21 protein-coding genes and 1 other RNA gene are annotated in these 17,563 nt (G+C 44.6%); 10 read left to right on the top strand and 12 right to left on the bottom strand.

Annotated elements, in window-relative coordinates:
• The 5 genes from IQP38_RS26875 to rpoE form a co-directional block, all read right to left on the bottom strand.
• A partial coding sequence (locus tag IQP38_RS26875) for a GTP-binding protein (protein ID WP_228010202.1) occupies positions 1 to 96 on the bottom strand: 96 nt, incomplete at its 3' end.
• A gap of 158 nt (positions 97 to 254) precedes the next feature.
• Positions 255 to 725: a SoxR reducing system RseC family protein gene (locus tag IQP38_RS25915; protein WP_005384575.1), complete on the bottom strand. Its 471-nt coding sequence runs from the start codon at positions 723 to 725 to the stop codon at positions 255 to 257.
• A 2-nt stretch (positions 726 to 727) separates the two neighbouring features.
• Complete coding sequence (gene rseB, locus IQP38_RS25910; RefSeq protein WP_005380941.1) at positions 728 to 1,687, bottom strand: sigma-E factor regulatory protein RseB; 960 nt, start codon at positions 1,685 to 1,687, stop codon at positions 728 to 730.
• The gene (locus IQP38_RS25905) at positions 1,684 to 2,310 is read right to left on the bottom strand and encodes a sigma-E factor negative regulatory protein (protein ID WP_005380944.1); all 627 of its coding nucleotides are present in this window, start codon (positions 2,308 to 2,310) and stop codon (positions 1,684 to 1,686) included. Before IQP38_RS25905 ends, rseB begins: the two co-directional genes overlap by 4 nt.
• Before the next feature lie 26 nt (positions 2,311 to 2,336).
• Positions 2,337 to 2,915 (bottom strand): RNA polymerase sigma factor RpoE, encoded by a 579-nt coding sequence (gene rpoE / locus IQP38_RS25900; RefSeq protein ID WP_005380946.1) that lies wholly within the window; start codon positions 2,913 to 2,915, stop codon positions 2,337 to 2,339.
• A 554-nt stretch (positions 2,916 to 3,469) separates the two neighbouring features.
• Between rpoE and nadB the strand changes: the two genes are divergently transcribed.
• Positions 3,470 to 5,083, top strand: a complete 1,614-nt coding sequence (gene nadB, locus IQP38_RS25895) for an L-aspartate oxidase (protein ID WP_005380947.1) — start codon at positions 3,470 to 3,472, stop codon at positions 5,081 to 5,083.
• A 14-nt stretch (positions 5,084 to 5,097) separates the two neighbouring features.
• Here the strand turns inward: nadB and IQP38_RS26870 are convergent, their stop codons facing one another.
• Positions 5,098 to 5,556 carry a protein YgfX gene (locus IQP38_RS26870; protein ID WP_228010200.1) on the bottom strand — a complete coding sequence of 153 codons (459 nt, stop codon included), beginning with the start codon at positions 5,554 to 5,556 and terminating at the stop codon, positions 5,098 to 5,100.
• Positions 5,525 to 5,785, bottom strand: a complete 261-nt coding sequence (locus IQP38_RS25885) for a succinate dehydrogenase assembly factor 2 (protein ID WP_005380951.1) — start codon at positions 5,783 to 5,785, stop codon at positions 5,525 to 5,527. The genes IQP38_RS26870 and IQP38_RS25885 overlap by 32 nt, the downstream gene beginning before the upstream one ends.
• 189 nt (positions 5,786 to 5,974) lie before the next feature.
• On the opposite strand from IQP38_RS25885, the gene ygfZ reads away from it, so the two are divergent.
• From ygfZ to IQP38_RS25870, 3 genes are all read left to right on the top strand, one after another.
• Positions 5,975 to 6,943, top strand: a complete 969-nt coding sequence (gene ygfZ / locus IQP38_RS25880) for a tRNA-modifying protein YgfZ (protein WP_054577171.1) — start codon at positions 5,975 to 5,977, stop codon at positions 6,941 to 6,943.
• Positions 6,936 to 7,409: an aminoacyl-tRNA deacylase gene (locus IQP38_RS25875; protein ID WP_193838156.1), complete on the top strand. Its 474-nt coding sequence runs from the start codon at positions 6,936 to 6,938 to the stop codon at positions 7,407 to 7,409. The genes ygfZ and IQP38_RS25875 overlap by 8 nt, the downstream gene beginning before the upstream one ends.
• A 638-nt stretch (positions 7,410 to 8,047) precedes the next feature.
• The gene (locus IQP38_RS25870; RefSeq protein ID WP_005380970.1) at positions 8,048 to 8,254 is read left to right on the top strand and encodes a DUF1107 domain-containing protein; all 207 of its coding nucleotides are present in this window, start codon (positions 8,048 to 8,050) and stop codon (positions 8,252 to 8,254) included.
• 65 nt (positions 8,255 to 8,319) lie between these two features.
• Here IQP38_RS25870 and IQP38_RS25865 read toward each other — a convergent pair whose 3' ends face one another.
• The 3 genes from IQP38_RS25865 to IQP38_RS25855 are packed head-to-tail and all read right to left on the bottom strand — an operon-like array spanning position 8,320 to position 11,340.
• Positions 8,320 to 9,528 carry an FAD-dependent 2-octaprenylphenol hydroxylase gene (locus tag IQP38_RS25865; protein ID WP_017633554.1) on the bottom strand — a complete coding sequence of 403 codons (1,209 nt, stop codon included), beginning with the start codon at positions 9,526 to 9,528 and terminating at the stop codon, positions 8,320 to 8,322.
• A 31-nt stretch (positions 9,529 to 9,559) separates the two neighbouring features.
• Positions 9,560 to 10,738 carry a 2-octaprenyl-6-methoxyphenyl hydroxylase gene (ubiH, locus tag IQP38_RS25860; protein WP_017633555.1) on the bottom strand — a complete coding sequence of 393 codons (1,179 nt, stop codon included), beginning with the start codon at positions 10,736 to 10,738 and terminating at the stop codon, positions 9,560 to 9,562.
• A 23-nt stretch (positions 10,739 to 10,761) separates the two neighbouring features.
• Positions 10,762 to 11,340 carry a YecA family protein gene (locus tag IQP38_RS25855; RefSeq protein ID WP_005380976.1) on the bottom strand — a complete coding sequence of 193 codons (579 nt, stop codon included), beginning with the start codon at positions 11,338 to 11,340 and terminating at the stop codon, positions 10,762 to 10,764.
• A 249-nt stretch (positions 11,341 to 11,589) separates the two neighbouring features.
• On the opposite strand from IQP38_RS25855, the gene IQP38_RS25850 reads away from it, so the two are divergent.
• The 5 genes from IQP38_RS25850 (at position 11,590) to serA (ending at position 14,913) form a co-directional block, all read left to right on the top strand.
• Positions 11,590 to 11,898, top strand: a complete 309-nt coding sequence (locus IQP38_RS25850) for a cell division protein ZapA (protein WP_005384553.1) — start codon at positions 11,590 to 11,592, stop codon at positions 11,896 to 11,898.
• 8 nt (positions 11,899 to 11,906) lie between these two features.
• A non-coding RNA gene (gene ssrS / locus IQP38_RS25845) (6S RNA) lies at positions 11,907 to 12,091 on the top strand.
• Positions 12,092 to 12,096: 5 nt separating this feature from the next.
• Entirely contained in the window at positions 12,097 to 12,696 is a 600-nt protein-coding gene (locus IQP38_RS25840; RefSeq protein WP_005384552.1) for a 5-formyltetrahydrofolate cyclo-ligase, read from the top strand.
• A gap of 53 nt (positions 12,697 to 12,749) precedes the next feature.
• Positions 12,750 to 13,406, top strand: coding sequence for a ribose-5-phosphate isomerase RpiA (gene rpiA / locus IQP38_RS25835; RefSeq protein ID WP_005380982.1), 657 nt, complete (start codon positions 12,750 to 12,752; stop codon positions 13,404 to 13,406).
• Between the two features lie 274 nt (positions 13,407 to 13,680).
• Positions 13,681 to 14,913 carry a phosphoglycerate dehydrogenase gene (gene serA / locus IQP38_RS25830; protein WP_017821632.1) on the top strand — a complete coding sequence of 411 codons (1,233 nt, stop codon included), beginning with the start codon at positions 13,681 to 13,683 and terminating at the stop codon, positions 14,911 to 14,913.
• Positions 14,914 to 14,984: 71 nt separating this feature from the next.
• Here serA and IQP38_RS25825 read toward each other — a convergent pair whose 3' ends face one another.
• Positions 14,985 to 15,677: an oxidative stress defense protein gene (locus IQP38_RS25825; RefSeq protein WP_005384550.1), complete on the bottom strand. Its 693-nt coding sequence runs from the start codon at positions 15,675 to 15,677 to the stop codon at positions 14,985 to 14,987.
• Positions 15,678 to 15,885: 208 nt separating this feature from the next.
• Entirely contained in the window at positions 15,886 to 16,782 is an 897-nt protein-coding gene (locus IQP38_RS25820; RefSeq protein WP_025768836.1) for a LysR family transcriptional regulator ArgP, read from the bottom strand.
• Between the two features lie 147 nt (positions 16,783 to 16,929).
• On the opposite strand from IQP38_RS25820, the gene IQP38_RS25815 reads away from it, so the two are divergent.
• Complete coding sequence (locus IQP38_RS25815; RefSeq protein ID WP_025998531.1) at positions 16,930 to 17,559, top strand: LysE/ArgO family amino acid transporter; 630 nt, start codon at positions 16,930 to 16,932, stop codon at positions 17,557 to 17,559.
• Positions 17,560 to 17,563 lie beyond the last annotated feature (4 nt).

The raw sequence follows: 17,563 nt of genomic DNA, 5'->3' as shown, positions 1-17,563 counted from the left end.
GGTTAACCCGCCACAAACTTGGATTAGACGGTCTGATAGGGTCGACTTACCATGGTCGATGTGGGCGATAATCGAAAAGTTACGAATGTGCTTCATAGATTTAGGGTGACTAACTCTTTACAAATAGGGACAGTAAGAAACGCCATCTACTGACGGCATTTCAATCAAGTTGGCAGATTCTACCGAATTTCGTTAACGGGCGCACGTAATTTAAAGTACATACCCAAATAACCTTTAGTGGAGGGGGACAGCACTTACTGGATTGGCTCTCCAAGTACCCGAACGAGGGTAACTTGGCGCTTAGATTCATCTTCTAACGGACGAGAAACACGTTTTGCGATCCACATTCCACCAGCGGCAAACAATACCGATGCCAATATGATGATGCCTTCCCCGCCGGCTGTCAGCGGCGCTAATAGGAAGTGACCAAACATCGCACCGATAATCAAACCAAACAATGGCAGTAAATAAACCGCCATTGCTGATTTTATTAGGCTCGACTCAGGAAAACCAATCTCGACGACTTGACCTATTTTCACCGATTTATCCGTGCGCAGGTGCCAAGATAAACTCTTGTTACCAATGGCTTTAGTAACAACGCCCGTTCCACAGCTTTTCTGTGAAGAGCAACTACTGCAACTGGTCTGCTGTTCGCAACTTAAATCAATTTCGTATTGCTTGCCGCGACGATGCACGTCTGTCACGGTAGCCAACGCGGTCATCATTGTTATTTACTCTTTGTTACATTAAATGTGACAGATTGGGCTATACGCTGTGCTGTGGTCGGTGGAATGTCTCCTACAACAGAGATTTCATGTTGACCGCTCACAAAACTGTGTAGCGTTCTTCTGCCTTGGCGAACCAACTGCCCTTTTAACGAATGCTCATCCTTGTTTGCTACGTAAACAGAGAAGCTAAACAGACCATCAGAATACAGCTGGCTCTCCACCATTTGGTTAGTAACGGCCATACGATAGCGGTTGAGCTCGTTCGGCTCGAAACCCTCAGGGATCCAACCAACCTGCCAATTACTGGTCCCAATATCGCCTTTTGGCATGGTGAGAACAGCAGGTAATTGAACATCTTGCAGGCCACTCATTAACTCTGCGATTTTTGGGTTTACCGTGTAAGAAATAGTGCGATATTGTTCAAGCATTTCACCATCGCGGTCCACAAGGTCGGCACGTAACGGCAATTTACTCTTTTCATCGATCCATAGTACGTATGAATAGCGCAGACCGTCTTTAGGAACAATACGCAGCACTTGTGTTGCCACACCAGCTTCACGAGCTCTACCCACTTTTACATAGTCGTAATACAAGTTTAGCTCATCGATATTGGTGTTGAGCATAGGCATAGTCGGAGCGACCATTTTACCTGACTCGATGGTGAACGGTTCTAAACCCGTTTCGATATAACTTACTTCAGTTCCGCGACGAATCACTTCACGCACTGGGCCACTTAAGTAGACAAGATGAGCATATTGATCGTCACCATGCGTGGCATGACGATACAGCAACGGCTCAATGCTGTTCTTTTTGATAAGGATATAAGAGAGTTCGTAACTTAAATTCTTACTCGCCTCGCTCATTTGATGCAATAAAGCCTCCGCTGGCTTATCACCAGCAAAGGCTTGAGAAGACATCATACTGAACAGAGCGCAAGCGCTGATCAGAAATTTTTTCATTCAATATCCGGATTCAGATTTGCATCTTGTTGAGATGCATCACTGTTAATTCGTAACTGCAATTCGTAGTCTCGCAGCATAGCATGAACACGCTTGCGCTGCTCTTGCATATTTGCCTCGCCTACAGAACGTTCTACAGACTCACGAGTCAAACTCACTGGTTCTGCGCTGCCAGCAAACGGAACCGTCTGCAATACAGGTAATTGATCTGTTTGCGGCGACATTGAATCGCTACCACCGTACTGCTGTACACCTAAAATAACAACAAGCGATACACATGCAGCAACAGCAACTTGACCAAACTGCGTCAACCAACCTGGCAACTGACGTTTTGCTTTTTGCGGTTCTGGTTGCGACTCTTTTGGCGTATCCGCAATTGAGATAACATTTGCACTGTGCGAATCAAACGCACGGTGTGCAGGTTCATCTTCTAACGCTAACGCCACGCTTTCAGCAATATTCCACTCAGGTTTTGCTGGCGCTTCGCCTCGCATCACATCACCAATCAGGTGATAGTTCTGCCAAGCATCACGGCTCTCTTGGTCTTGCTCTAACTCTTGAATTAAAGCCTTATCGACCAATTCTCCATCCATGAGAGCTGAAAGTTTTTCTTTGTCAGCCATTATTTTCACCATAGTTATTACTTGTACTAGCGTTGCAAAAGAGGTCTGATTTTCTTTTCCACCGCCTCACGAGCACGGAAGATACGCGATCGTACCGTTCCTACCGGGCAATCCATCACTTCTGCAATTTCTTCATAACTCAAGCCATCGAGCTCTCGTAATGTCATTGCGGTTTTTAAATCTTCAGGTAAAGCTTCGATTGCACTGAACACCACCCGTTGCAATTCTTTGGACAACGTTAAGTTCTCAGGGTTCGATATTTCTTTAAGTGCACTACCTGTTTCGTAAAATTCAGCATCTTCAGCATCGACATCTGTCGCTGGAGGTCTACGCCCTTGAGCAACAATGTGATTTTTCGCAGTATTCACTGCAATGCGATACAGCCACGTATAAAACGCACTTTCCCCACGAAAGCTAGGGATAGCTCGGTAAGCTTTAATAAACGCTTCTTGTGCTACATCTGGTACATCGCCAGGATTACTAACGTATCTGGAAATAAGATTACATACCTTATTCTGGTACTTTGTTACCAACAGGTTGAATGCTTGCTTATCGCCATTCTGAACTCGCTCAATCAATACTTGATCGGTCAGCTGCTCGTTCATTCGAGCGGATACTCCTATTTGTTATGCCCCTACTCTTCTCAGATATGGGTACTAATTATGCAAAACGTAGTATTGACACCACTGCTTACTTGAGCACTATTGTGACCCTAACGTGAATGAGAAAGTTCCATGGTTTCTCAAGTTTTTTGTCATTGTTTTTTCACAGTGTGATGTCTGTACCCAAATGACCACCGCTGCCTGACTTTAGTCTAAGTTTGACAAGCGAGCATCTTGGAGGGAAATGGGTATAATGAATGATCTCTGTCCCAGATTGTGCTGGGTCGAGCATGGAAAAGCAATGGCATTGACAAACTATTACTTTTCATTTGCATGGCTAATGGCTATCTGAACACCGCGTTACAAATTATAACTTAGGAAGCATGCTCATGCTCTGCATGAAAAAGAAGAGTGGCTCAGTCACCGCCGTAACACGGACGTCGATAGGTCTCCCAACTTAGCCCTTAGCGACAGATGTCGCGATAATGGAATGCACATGGTGTGCAAATAATACACAAGGTAACTTTGTTACCTTAGCTTGGGATTATAAAAGTTATATGAACACAAATCGTGAACATGAGTGTGATGTATTAGTGGTAGGGAGTGGCGCGGCAGGTTTGTCGTTGGCTTTGCGCGTTGCTAACCACTGTAAGGTGATGGTGCTGAGTAAAGGACCACGCAGCGAAGGGGCAACCTACTATGCTCAAGGCGGTATCGCTGCCGTATTTGATGAGTCAGACACCATTGATTCACACGTTGAAGACACGCAAATCGCCGGGGATGGTATTTGCGATGAGGAGACCGTAAGGTTCATTGCTGAGCATTCAAAAGAGTGTGTACAGTGGTTGATTGACGGTGGTGTCCCATTTGATCGTGAAGAAGATGACTCTGACGATGAACCTCGCTACCACTTAACTCGTGAAGGTGGTCATAGCCGTCGTCGTATTCTTCACGCGGCAGATGCGACAGGTATGGCGATGCAAACCTCCCTGCAAGATAACGCTCATAACCATCCAAACATTCATGTTCTCGAACGTCACAATGCTCTGGACTTAATCACCGAAGACAAAATTGGCGGTGATAAAAACAAAGTTATCGGTGCTTATATTTGGAACCGCAACGAAGAGCATGTCGAAACCGTGCGAGCCAAATTTGTGGTTCTCGCTACAGGTGGTGCTTCAAAGGTTTATCAATACACCTCTAACCCAGATGTGTCGTCTGGTGATGGTATTGCGATTGCTTGGCGTGCAGGGTGTCGTGTGGCGAATATGGAATTTAACCAGTTCCACCCTACGTGTTTATATCACCCAGAAGCACGTAACTTCTTGCTGACTGAAGCGTTGCGTGGCGAAGGTGCTTACCTGCGTCGTCCAGATGGCTCTCGCTTTATGCCGGATTTCGATGAACGTAAAGAGCTTGCTCCGCGTGACGTCGTGGCTCGTGCTATCGACTTCGAAATGAAGCGTTTAGGTGCCGACTGTATGTATCTCGACATCAGCCATAAGCCTGCTGACTTTATTACGAAACACTTCCCAACCATTTATTCACGTTTGATGGACTTGGGCATTGACATGACTAAAGAGCCAATCCCAATCGTACCTGCTGCACACTACACTTGTGGCGGTGTCATGGTGGATAGAAATGGCTGCACCGATCTGAAAAATTTGTATGCGATTGGTGAAGTTAGCTACACCGGCCTGCACGGTGCTAACCGCATGGCATCAAACTCACTTCTCGAATGCGTGGTTTATGCTTGGTCTGCGGCAAAAGATATTCTAAAACATCACACTAACGTTGAGCTACCCTCACAGGTGCCATGTTGGGATGAAAGTAAAGTAACCAATAGTGATGAAGAAGTGATCATTCAGCACAACTGGCACGAGCTTCGTCTGTTTATGTGGGACTACATGGGCATTGTGCGAACTGACAAGCGTTTAGAGCGCGCCTTACGCCGTATCCAACTGTTGCAACAAGAAACACACGAGTACTACAGCAATTTCCGAGTGTCGAACAACTTATTAGAACTGCGTAACCTTTTACAAGTAGCAGAGTTGATGGTTCGTTGTGCGATGCAGCGTAAAGAGAGTCGAGGTTTGCACTACACGCTTGACTATCCGAACCAACTGGAAAACAGCGGACCAACGATTTTGGTTCCAGCTAAACAGCTTTAACTTTACAAATTAAACTAGGGAGCATTAGCTCCCTGTTTCATTTCCCATTGGCGTAATACCAAAGATAATTGACGATACTGCTCATCGTCACAGCTATCACGCCAAATCGTAACACTACGGCCAGATTGCAATTGGAATGTTATCTTGAATGGTGATGCCGATGTATCAACTCGCTGTAAATGACCCTTTTCGGACTCAATATCTTCCGAGTATTCGCCATACTCAAGGGCATCAAACCTAACCGAGCCATCGCAGTGCACATACCAATGCCCATGACTTGTAGGTTGAACAAGGCCTTGGCTTGAGAGAGCCTTAACAATCAGTAATAACAAATAAGTCGATAATACGAGCGGAATGCTAGAGAAGATAACAGCCCAAGTCATCAATAAGAAAAGTACAACATTGAAGACTCGGGCAGTCAGAGAGGGAGAAGCAGTAAAATTAACGAACTTTGCTGAGGTTATGGGCGACAATTTTATCAACCATTGCTGCATGACCTAAATTTTCGCTACGGCCATGCCCCATTACCCAAGTAAACAGATCAGGATCATCGCATTCAAGTAAAGAAACAAAGTCACGCTGCTCTTGTTCACTCAGAGTATCAAAGCACTCTTCAAAAAACGGCATAATTACTACGTCAAGCTCAAGCATGCCTCGACGACAAGCCCATTTAATACGCGCTTTTTCTTCCGGAGTGTACATTCACTATTCCTTCATAGATGTCTTGTTGTTAGTGCGGAGTGTAACAAGGGATGTGCTACGTCACTAGTGTGCGGGTCACAATACGATAGTGAAAGCAGACAAATGTTGATTCGTAAATCGCTCCCCTAGTATCTCAAGGTTATTTGGGTATAACATAGCGGAAAAATATCTTCAAAAGGCATTGTAATTATGGAATGGCAAACTCGTTTTTCAGCATTACCTCTCTCAACTCAAGACGCACTTCCAGAGTTATCTATCTCACTGCTGGATAACTTCGGCATGATCACCATGATCGGTGATGATAAAAAATCATACTTACAAGGTCAGGTTACCTGCGATGTTGTTTCTTTAGAACAAGACCAATCAACACTGGGCGCACATTGTGATGCGAAAGGAAAAGTGTGGAGCGTGTTCCGCCTTTTCCATCATCATGATGGCTACGGCATGATCCAACCAAAATCGGCGATTGACGTAGAACTTAATGAAATAAAGAAATACGCTATTTTCTCTAAAGTAACGATTGAAGCTTCTGATGACGTTATCTTAGGTGTTGCTGGCGTCAAAGCCGACGAATTCATTTCAACAATGAGCAAGACAACTGGCAGCGTTCGCCCAGTTGACGGTGGCACAGCAGTGCAAGTTGCACAAGATCGCTGGTTACTGATATTAAGTGCGCCAGAAGCACAGCAAATCGTTGAAACTACCGACGCTGTCTTTACGACAAATGAGCTTTGGAATCGTTTCGATATTGAGGCAGGTTTACCATTTGTCTCTGCATCCGCGCAGAATGCTCACATTCCACAAGCACTTAACGTGCAAGCTTTAGGAGGCATAAGCTTCACAAAGGGCTGCTACACGGGACAAGAAACGGTAGCACGAGCGAAGTATCGCGGTACCAATAAACGTGCGATGTATATCGTAAAAGGTGCAACTTCTGCTCCATTCAGTGACGAACCAATTGAGCTCGAACGCAGCGTAGGTGAAAACTGGCGTTCAGTAGGTGCTTTATTAAATCACTACCAGTTCAGTGACAATCACGCGATTGGCCTGATCGTGCTGCCTAATAATCTCGATGAGGACACTCGTCTTCGTTTGGTTGCGCAACCAGAATGTGAATGGACAATCGAATCACTGCCTTACAGTCTTGATGATGAGTAATACAATCAATACTCCTTTGATGCAATTTCTCAAAGACCAACACATTCCGTTTCGTCTGTTACCGCATCAAAGACCAGCAACCACCATTGAGGATGCCGCGCACCAACGCGGCATTCGCCCCTCTCAAATGGTGAAAGCAATCTTGCTACGAGACATGGGTAATCAATATGCACTCGCCTGTGCGCCAGGTGATCGTAGCGTTGATCCCAAAAAAGTGCGCTCGTTACTGAAATGTCGCCGGATGACTTGTGTTGATCAAGCCGATGTTGAGTCCATCACTGGTTACAAAATTGGTACTGTCACTCCTCTGCTACTAAAACGTCATATGCCAATCGTGTTCGACCCTAGCTTACTAGAAGAACAGGAAGTCACGATCAGCAGTGGCGATCGCATGGCTGGACTGGCGCTTTCTATCCAAGATCTTATCCAATTGTGTCAGCCGACCGTAGCTGAGATCTGTCGTTAATCGTCTAAAAACAATGTAATGACACGTAGTGTTTCTATCACTGCGTGATCTCGCTCATATCTACAAAAATAGACATGAGAATTTTTAATCACATATAAAACATAAATAGTCACAAAGATAAAACTCGTATATGCTGAATTTGTTGGTTAAGTTTCAAACAAGCACTTAACCAATATAAAGTGAGTCAGCTAGCTGAGTGACAGCATTCATGCAGTTAGTTATCCACTTTTGTGTAATGCATCTGTGACTATTCGCCCGCTGAAGCGGGCTTTTTTTTACGTGGAACTTTTTCTCTTTCATTTCCTCTAATCGTTAGAACGTAAAGTGTGTTACGCGAAGCACGACCTTAATAGAAACAACTAGCAAACAACCGTTTTCGTTCTATTCTTAATTCTGTAACAAAACTATTGCTTAATGCGTCACGTAAAAAGGAGTGTATTGGGTAAGGGTTCCTTTAGAGAGGTTATTTTTGGGGTAATCCTCACGCTATTTAAGAGATGACACTGTCAAATTGTCTAAGACAACACAATTCTCTGACGCAACACCCTACATCTGTATTTAATACTATTGCTGTCACAATAATTTTCGCGTCCAGAACGTAGAATACCTAGGCTAGGTTAGATAAAAGGAAAGTAAATATGAGACTGTTTAAGCGCTATACACCAAGTATGATTGCTAAACATATAAGTCGTCTTTTTAAAGGAAGAATTTATATTTACGGGGTCGGTAGATTCGAGTTTGATAACGGTAAGTTAATACTGCCGGAGAAAGCAGAGCAACGCCATTTCCGAGCGGTCAAAGAGATCAATCAAGAAATAATGAAACTCCGATGCGCATATGCTTAGCAAAATGTTGATAAAACAAAGGCTGGATTAACCAGCCTTTTGTGTATTTGAAGTTCGCTTTGCACTTACTGACGCGCCAGATCCGGCAAGTGTCCCTTTAAACCAAGCGCGCGCTTCATGATCTCATCTTTCGCTCCCGGCAGTTGCCCCGCTAAACTTAAGCCAATGCCACGAACGAGCTTCTTAGCTGGGTTCTCGCCAGAGAACAAATCTCGAAACCCTTGCATAGTAGCGATCATCTTTGCCGCTTCCGCTTTTCGCCAACGCTCGTAGCTTCTTAGGTTGCGTTTACTACCGATATCTTGTCCCTGCTTCCAAAGTGCTAACACCTCTTGAGCAAGACTGGCCGCATCTAATAAACCCAAATTCACACCCTGCCCCGCTAATGGGTGAATGGTATGGGCCGCATCACCAACCAGCGCGACTCGCTCGACGACAAAATCTCGCGCATAGCGCATTTTCAAAGGAAACGCAGCACGCTCTCCCACTACTTCACATAGACCAAGTCGAGCATCAAACTCACTCGTCAACGCTTTATTGAAATCATGTTCACTCATCGCCACTAACTGCTCTGCTCGATTTGGCTCCGTGGACCAAACAATAGAGCACATATTTGGTTGCGACATTGGCAAAAATGCCAACGGTCCGTGAGGAGTAAATATCTGGCGCGCAATGCTGTTGTGTGGCATAGCAGTTTTGACATTCGCGACCAAAGCATGATGACCATAGTCCCAATGCGTTAATGGAATATCCATTTGATGGCGAAGCCACGAATTCGCCCCATCGGCTCCGACCACTAATTTAGCGGTCATGGCTTGGCCATTATCGAGCGTCAGCCAGCTTTCTTGCTCACCGACCGCGAGAGTCGCGCAACGTGCAGGCATAAACATAGTGACGTTATCGAGCTTTTGGACTTGTTCAAGCAGCGCAAGTTGAATCACACGATTCTCAACAATGTGCCCTAAATCAGGTTGTGCCATACTTTGTGCATTAAATTCAATACTGGCAAAGCTATCTTGTTCCCATACTTCCATGCCATGGTAAGGTGAAGCTCGGCGCTGTTCTATGCCCTGCCAAGCACCAAGTTTACGCAAAATCGTCTCACTAGAGCGGCTCAGCGCAGACACACGAACATCGGGCAATTCTTTCAACGAATCATCTGGCACTTTACCTTCAATAACGGCGACACGCAGATCACTGTCTTTGAACGCGGCAGCAAGTGCCAACCCAACCATCCCTCCGCCGATGATGGCGATATCTACACTTTGCATCATTGCTTTTTATTACCTAATTCAGTGCGGCCGTTCATCGTTTTACCAAGCCAAGTGTATGGCGTAGTAGCGGCTGCTTAAAAATAGAAAGGTTATCCATCGCTGCTAAGGCAGTATTTCGGCCAATTCGCATCGCGGGTAAATCATTTGAAAAAACATGCACCAAGGCACTGGTTAGCCAAATAGTTTCGCTTCGATCTGCTTCTCTACGTTGACTAAAGCGCATCAGGCCTTGATAAAGACCCACATCCTCACTTTGGTGCACAATTTCTTCTGCTAGTGAGACTACATCGCGAATACCGAGATTAAAGCCTTGTCCAGCTATCGGGTGCAGCGTTTGCGCCGCATTTCCAACAATCGCAAAGCGATGTGAAATATTTTGCTTTCGATGGCGAAGAAGCAATGGGTAACTTGCACGACGCCCCACTTTTTTCATCGCGCCTAAACGCCAACCAAAATCGTTCTGTAAATGCTGGAGAAATGCTTGATCAGATAACTCAAGAACGGCTTGGGCTTCTTCAGGGTGCAAACACCAAACTAAGGACATTCGATTGTCACTCATTGGCAATAAAGCAACAGGGCCATTTTCAGTAAAACGTTCAAAGGCTCTACCTTGATGAGGTTCTTGAGTCACAATATTGGCAATGACAGCCACTTGTTCAAAATCTTGCTCAGAAAGTTCTAGACCAATTTTCTGACAACAGGTCGAAACAGCACCATCTGCAGCCACCAGCAGTTTTGCTTCAAGTTGCTCACCACTTTTCAACGTCACATGGGTACAGTTTTGCTCGCGCTCGATATCGGTAACGGAGTCAGGACAAAACAGCGTAATTGATTCGCTGCTGTCTAATAATTCTTGATATACACGCCCAACATCGGCTAATTCTACAACATACCCTAGAGCTTCAACCCCAACCTCTTGCTTGGTAATCTCCGTCATCCCAGCATGAGAACGGTCAGAAACGTGGATATGTTCAATGGGTGTGACAAACGGTTCTACTGACGTCCAGAGCTGTAGTTGACGCAACAGATTGACAGTACCGTAAGACAATGCGATTGAGCGAGAGTCAAAACCAGGGTGCATATCTGATTGTGCTTTAAAAGGCTCAACGACGGCAATGCGGAGCTTTCCCTGAGACAAATGGTCAATCGCCAATGCTAACGTTGCACCAGCCATGGCACCACCAGCAATGACTACATCATATTGCTTCATACTAACCTCTGGACGGTCTACGATTAGTGAATAGTAGGTTTTTTGTCGCTGCTTTCAGGACGAACACCAAATTCAGCATGAATCGTTAGTACGCAAGCTTTGATGTGCTCAATCACTTGCTCTAGCAATTGCGCTTGTTCACCAAGATCGTCATCTTCATCGATGCCTAATTTGGCAATCTCTTCTAGGTCAGCCAGTGCTTCTTTAGCGTCATCAGATGCTTTATTAAGCGCAACGCCTGCTAGACCTAACCCAGAAATAAAGTGGTTTACAAAGTCGGACACACTGTCGGCTAATGCGAATAAGCCTTCTTCGCCCGGCTCATCTGGCAATAGTAAAGACAGCTCCATTGATGTGCCAGTAAGCTCATTAACAGTAACGTTGAATATGCTCTGAGCAAAAGTGAGTGCTGTCGAGGGCCACCCCATCCCATCATTGGTGTAGTCAAAAAGAATCGGCTGCCAAGTTTGATCATTGATCGCCAATCCACCACTTAACATGCCAACAAATAAGCCATGTAACTCCGCCGGTGTCACAGCCAGGCTTGCCGATTGCAGTTCAGCAGCAATAGATTGGTATTCAGGAAGGGTGATTTCACTCATAACTTGGCTCATTCTTGCGTAATAATGTATTGGTATATCCTACCATCAAGGTTAGTGGTCTGAAACGGCTATCAAATTCAATTTTGGACAGCATTTGTTCAATTTGCCCAATTCCTGTGTGATCTCGTCATCATTTCTCTTTCTGTGATGGGAAATGCTTGAATCTTAATAGCGGTTTTCCTATAGTTTGCTCCTCGGTAGTTGTATGAAGCAACACCTTAGATAGCGCGAATATAGAGTTTATTCATCATGAGCAATCAAGCGATCGACGTTGAAATATTAGGCAAACTTACACGTGTGAATTGTCCGACAGGACAAGAAGAGTCTCTTGTTGCAGCGGCAAAAGATCTGGATCGCCGATTGAAAGAAATGAGCGAACGTACTAAGGTAACCAATGAAATCCAACTGCTGACCTTTGCTGCATTGAATATTTGCTATGAGTTGCACACCAAGTCATACGAATCCAATGGTCAACAGCAAGAAATTACTGAGCGAATGGAAAAGCTCACCGCGTCTTTAGAGAACGCACTAAGCAAAGTTACGCAAGGACAGCAGTAAATACAAAATTTACCCTGGGGTGTGCGTCAGCAGGATTTAAGTCCCTGAGCCGATAAGCAATACCTAAGGGTTAGTATTTGGTAACTATTGAGCAAGCTCGGCATGCACCGAGAAGCCTACGGTTGTCATTGCTGATCCGCCTTGAACCAGCTGGTTCAAGGGCCACAATCCTCAACGGCACCCTGGGGTATTCTCTCTATGTCAGACCTCTCTCGACAAGACTTCCGCAAACTGATTCGTGAAAAGCGCAACGCTCTGTGCAGTGATACGCAATACCAAGCGGGAATCGACCTTATTACTCAATTTTCCCAACTTCCTGAAATCGATCAGGCGCAACATATTGCCATCTACCTTTCTGCAGACGGTGAGCTTGATACTAAACCGCTCATTGAATGGTTATGGCAACAGGGAAAATCGGTTTATCTGCCCGTCATCCATCCCTTTTCTAAAGGTCAGTTACTGTTTCTTCAGTATATAAGTGATGAACAGCTCGTCTACAACAAGTACGGCATCTTAGAGCCCAAGCTCGATATCAGACACCTCAAACCCGTTCGCCAGCTTGATTTAATCTGCACGCCTTTAGTTGGGTTCGACAGTATCGGACACCGCTTAGGCATGGGCGGAGGGTACTACGATCGTACTCTGTCACGTTGGTTTATAACTGGAGAGGGTGCTAAACCTGTCGGTATCGCTCATGACTGCCAACATGTAGAACGCTTACCAATTGAAAGCTGGGATATTCCATTACCTAAGATCGTGACCCCAAGCCAAATATGGCAATGGGAAAGTGACAAGTAAGCCGCTATAATCACGCCCGCAAACGTTAACGAACATCTATTCAGGAGATTGGCATGACTCAAGATGAAATGAAAAAAGCGGCTGGTTGGGCAGCACTAAAATATGTTGAGAAAGGCAGCATTGTCGGTGTTGGTACTGGCTCTACCGTGAATCACTTCATCGATGCACTAGGCACTATCAAAGATGATATTAAAGGTGCAGTGTCTAGCTCTGTCGCTTCAACTGAGCGCCTTAAAGAGCTTGGTATTGAAGTATACGAGTGTAACGATGTAATGAAGCTGGATGTGTATGTTGATGGCGCAGATGAGATCAACCCAGCACGTGAAATGATCAAAGGCGGCGGCGCGGCTCTGACTCGTGAGAAAATTGTCGCAGCAATCTCTGATAAGTTCGTATGTATCGTTGACGGCACTAAAGCAGTTGACGTACTTGGCCAGTTCCCATTGCCTGTTGAAGTAATCCCAATGGCACGCTCTTACGTGGCTCGTGAATTGGTAAAACTAGGTGGTGATCCAGCTTACCGTGAAGGCGTTGTGACTGACAACGGCAACGTGATTCTGGATGTGCACAATATGCAAATTACCAACCCGAAAGAAATGGAAGACAAAATAAACGGCATCGCTGGTGTCGTGACTGTGGGTCTTTTCGCTCATCGTGGTGCAGACGTAGTGATCACTGGCACACCAGAAGGTGCAAAAATTGAAGAATAAATAACAGCCCAAAATGAACCTATCTGGTTCACTTTTCTGTTATTTCATTACATACGGTGCTGCAAGGCACCGTTTTTTATTCCTTTCTATAATAAAATTATCTCTTATTCCGTAATTTTCTTACCCAAAGCAATTTTTTTTTGTTACTTTATTGAACAGAAGACGCACAGGGAAACGTTTGTCTTCCTACAAAACTGTTAATTATCCCCTTTTTAATAGTTTTGCCCAATGTGCGCCACATTAGCCCACCTTTCCATTTTAAGGACGAGAAAAAATGGCCAAAGTTTCACTGGAAAAAGAAAAGATTAAGATCCTCTTGTTAGAGGGACTCCACCCTTCTTCAGTTGAAGTTCTTCAAGCAGCTGGTTATACCAACATTGAATACCATAAAGGTTCCCTTCCGGAAGAAGAACTAATTGAAGCAGTAAAAGACGTGCACTTCATTGGTATCCGCTCCCGTACGAACCTATCCGAAGAGGTAATCAATGCGGCGAACAAGCTGGTTGCAATTGGCTGTTTTTGTATTGGTACTAACCAAGTAAACCTAGATGCAGCAGCAAAACGCGGTATTCCTGTCTTTAATGCACCATTCTCTAACACTCGAAGCGTGGCAGAGCTTGTACTTGGGCAAATCCTTTTACTAGTGCGTGGTATTCCTGAAAAGAATGCACTTGCACATCGCGGTATTTGGAAGAAAAGTGCAGACAACTCTTACGAAGCTCGTGGTAAGTGCCTTGGCATTATCGGATACGGTCACATTGGTACGCAGCTTGGTATTATTGCCGAAAACTTAGGTATGCGCGTTTACTACTACGATATTGAGAACAAACTGTCCCTTGGTAATGCGACGCAAGTACATACCATGAGTGAACTATTGAACAAATGTGATGTGATTTCTTTGCACGTTCCCGAAACACCGGAAACGAAAAACATGATGGGTGAAGCTGAATTTGCTCGAATGAAACCAGGTTCCATCTTTATCAACGCGGCACGTGGCACCGTTGTGGATATTCCTGCACTTTGCCATAGCTTAGAAGCTGGTCACCTTGCTGGCGCTGCAATTGATGTATTCCCAACTGAACCAAAAACGAATGCTGACCCGTTCGAGTCTCCTTTACAAAAATTCGATAACGTCATCCTTACTCCACACGTTGGTGGTTCAACGCAAGAAGCACAAGAGAATATCGGCTTAGAAGTGGCGGGCAAACTGGCTAAGTACTCTGATAACGGCTCGACACTTTCAAGCGTAAACTTCCCTGAAGTGTCATTGCCAGAACACAGTGGAGAGTGCTCTCGTCTGCTTCATATCCACAAGAACCGTCCTGGTATTCTAACTCAGATCAACACCATCTTTGCTGAAGAAGGCATTAACATTGCCGCGCAGTACCTACAAACAGCCGCTGAAATAGGCTACGTAGTGATCGACGTTGAAACTGAACGAGCAGAAGAAGCTCTAACAAAGCTCAAAAACATTGAAGGCACAATCCGTGCTCGTATCCTTCACTAAACAGTGAAACAGAAACGACAAAGGCAGGGGTTGTAACTCCCTGCCTTTTGCTTTTTACTGTTTGCTAAGCCTTACTTTAGCTTATAAATGACATCGACTTGATCGCGAATGATCATGGTTGAATCTTGGTAGCTATTCGCTCCTTCTTTACTATCCATCGCCATTGAACGCATTAACACAGGCTGAACGTGCATCTGTCTGTAATTGATCTGCCATACATCGCCCAACTTTTTCTCAAAACCAGTCGCTAATGACCCTGCTTTTTCTCTTGCGTCCTTAATCGCAGCCATTCGTGCCTTTTGCTGATACTCGGCTTGGTTGCTTACCTTAAGTTGAATATTATCAACCTGATTAATTCCCGCTTCTAACGCCATATCTAGGTATTGGTTAAGGTTTTTCAGATCCGTCACCGTGACATCAATACTGCGAGATGCTCGATACCCAACAAGTTCTGCTTTTCCTGATTTAGGGTAATGGTACTGAGGAGCAAGGTATAAATTCGAGCTAGTAATATTGTCTTTTGACAAGCCGGCATCCGATAAGCTTTTTAGAAACTCTTCAACGGTTTTATCTACGGACAATTTCGCTTGTTCGGCCGTCATTGTCGTATCGACTACTTTTACAGAAAACGTAGCCATATCAGGTGTGGCCGTCACTTCGCCATACCCCGTTGTCGTAACATGAGCAAACTCTGGCGTATTCGCCAAAACTGAAGCACTGGTAAGGCTGAGTGCTGAAGCCAGCAAAAATGAATACAATTTCATTCAATAAATCCATCCATACAAAATTAAGTACTTAATCTCAGATTCCAACATCACTATCATGGCTGAGAAAGCGTGTGGTTTCATAATAGAAACTTCCGCCGATTATCCAAGCACCCATAGTGACTTCTAACACAACTTTGACTATGTAACATTGGCGTAATTTTTAAACAAAACACACTTAAGTTAACGATATGCAGCTCTGACAAACTTATTGAGGTAGATGCTGCTGCGCATACCCCACTATCGCGTGTGAGATTTCTTGTAATACCCCAGTTTCTAACTGCCAGTGGTGCCAATAAATCCGATGGGACATTAAAAAACCTGGAGTCACATCAACCAACACACCTCTGTCTAATTCGTCGGTAATTTGCAAGCGGGGGATCAAGCAATAAGCAACACCAGCTAACGCCACTTTTAGAAACGCTTCAGAACTACTGATGTTGTGATGAATAACGCTGTCAGGATTGACGTTAAAATGCTCGGTAAGAAATGTTTTATGTAGATCATCATATTGGTCATATGAAACGGCCGGTGCTTTTGCCAATGTCTGATTATTTACGCCTTTAGAAAAATAACGCTGATAGAACTCTGGGCTCGCGACACAAACATAATCGATGCGACCTAAATAGTCTGCTCTGCATCCGGGGATTGGCTGGGACTCCAAGCTGATCGCTCCTGTCACTTCGCCACTTTTGAGTTTTTCAATAGAGCGGTATTCACCATAGATAGTCAGTTTTAGTTCAACTTGACGCTGCTTCATAACATTTTGCAGCGCTGGCAGTAGCCATGTTGCAAGGCTATCTGCATTAGTCGCTAAAGAGAGTTGCACAGGTCGCGTACTGGTATCATTTTTTAATTCGGGGAGAATTTCATGCTCTAGCAAGCGTACTCGCCGATAAAGACCCAACAATTTTTTACCAATTAGCGTTGGCTTAGGTGGCTGGCTTCGAATTAAAACAGGCTGCGCGAGAAACTTCTCTAACTGCTTGATACGTTGAGAAATGGCGGATTGAGAAACAAATAAATGCTCGGCAGCACGCTCAAAGCTACCCTGATAAACTATAGCGTCTAATGCCTCAATCCATTTGTAATCTAACCCTCGCATACCTTTCCTCTCACTCTTGATCAAACGCCTCCCGTTAAATTAGTCTATCTAATGTAAGATTAAAATCATTAATTATACTTATTTAGATAAACGCTTTATCTTTCCCTTTTCTGTAAATGTATTTGTTATTTTGAAGTGAGGTGAAGTGTGAGCTTGTGGGTTCTATTGCAAGGTTTTGGTTTAGGAGCATCAATGATCATTCCGATCGGCGCGCAAAATGCGTATGTTTTGAATCAAGGCATAAAGCGTAACCACCACCTAACAACCGCCACTATTTGTAGCGTGCTAGATATGATTTTCATCTCTCTAGGTATTTTTGGTGGTGGTGCAATTCTGTCTCAAAATGAAATCTTACTGACGTCGGTGACACTTGGTGGTATTGCTTTCTTGAGCTTCTATGGACTGCTCTCATTAAAAAGTGCTTTTAAGCCAGAGAGTGAATCGGAATCAAAAGGGGAGATCGTAGCTCGAGGTCGTCGAACGGTTATTCTAGGTGCGTTAGCCGTCACTGTGCTTAATCCGCACTTATATTTAGATACAGTCGTTATTCTAGGTTCGATCGGTGGACAATTTGAAGGCCATGATCGCATTGCTTTTGCACTAGGTACGATTATGGCTTCCTTTGTTTGGTTCTACACTTTATCGATAGGAGCCGCCAAACTAGGTCCAACACTCTCTAAACCAAAAGTGAAAAAAACCATCGACATTGCAATCGCAATGATGATGTTCACAATAGCGTATATCTTAGCGAGTGAGCTTATTGATAAGTATTGGTAATCAT

The organism is Vibrio sp. OPT41, from assembly GCF_015163595.1.
Lineage (GTDB): Bacteria > Pseudomonadota > Gammaproteobacteria > Enterobacterales > Vibrionaceae > Vibrio > Vibrio alginolyticus.
This window is presented reverse-complemented; position numbering and strand designations above follow the sequence as displayed.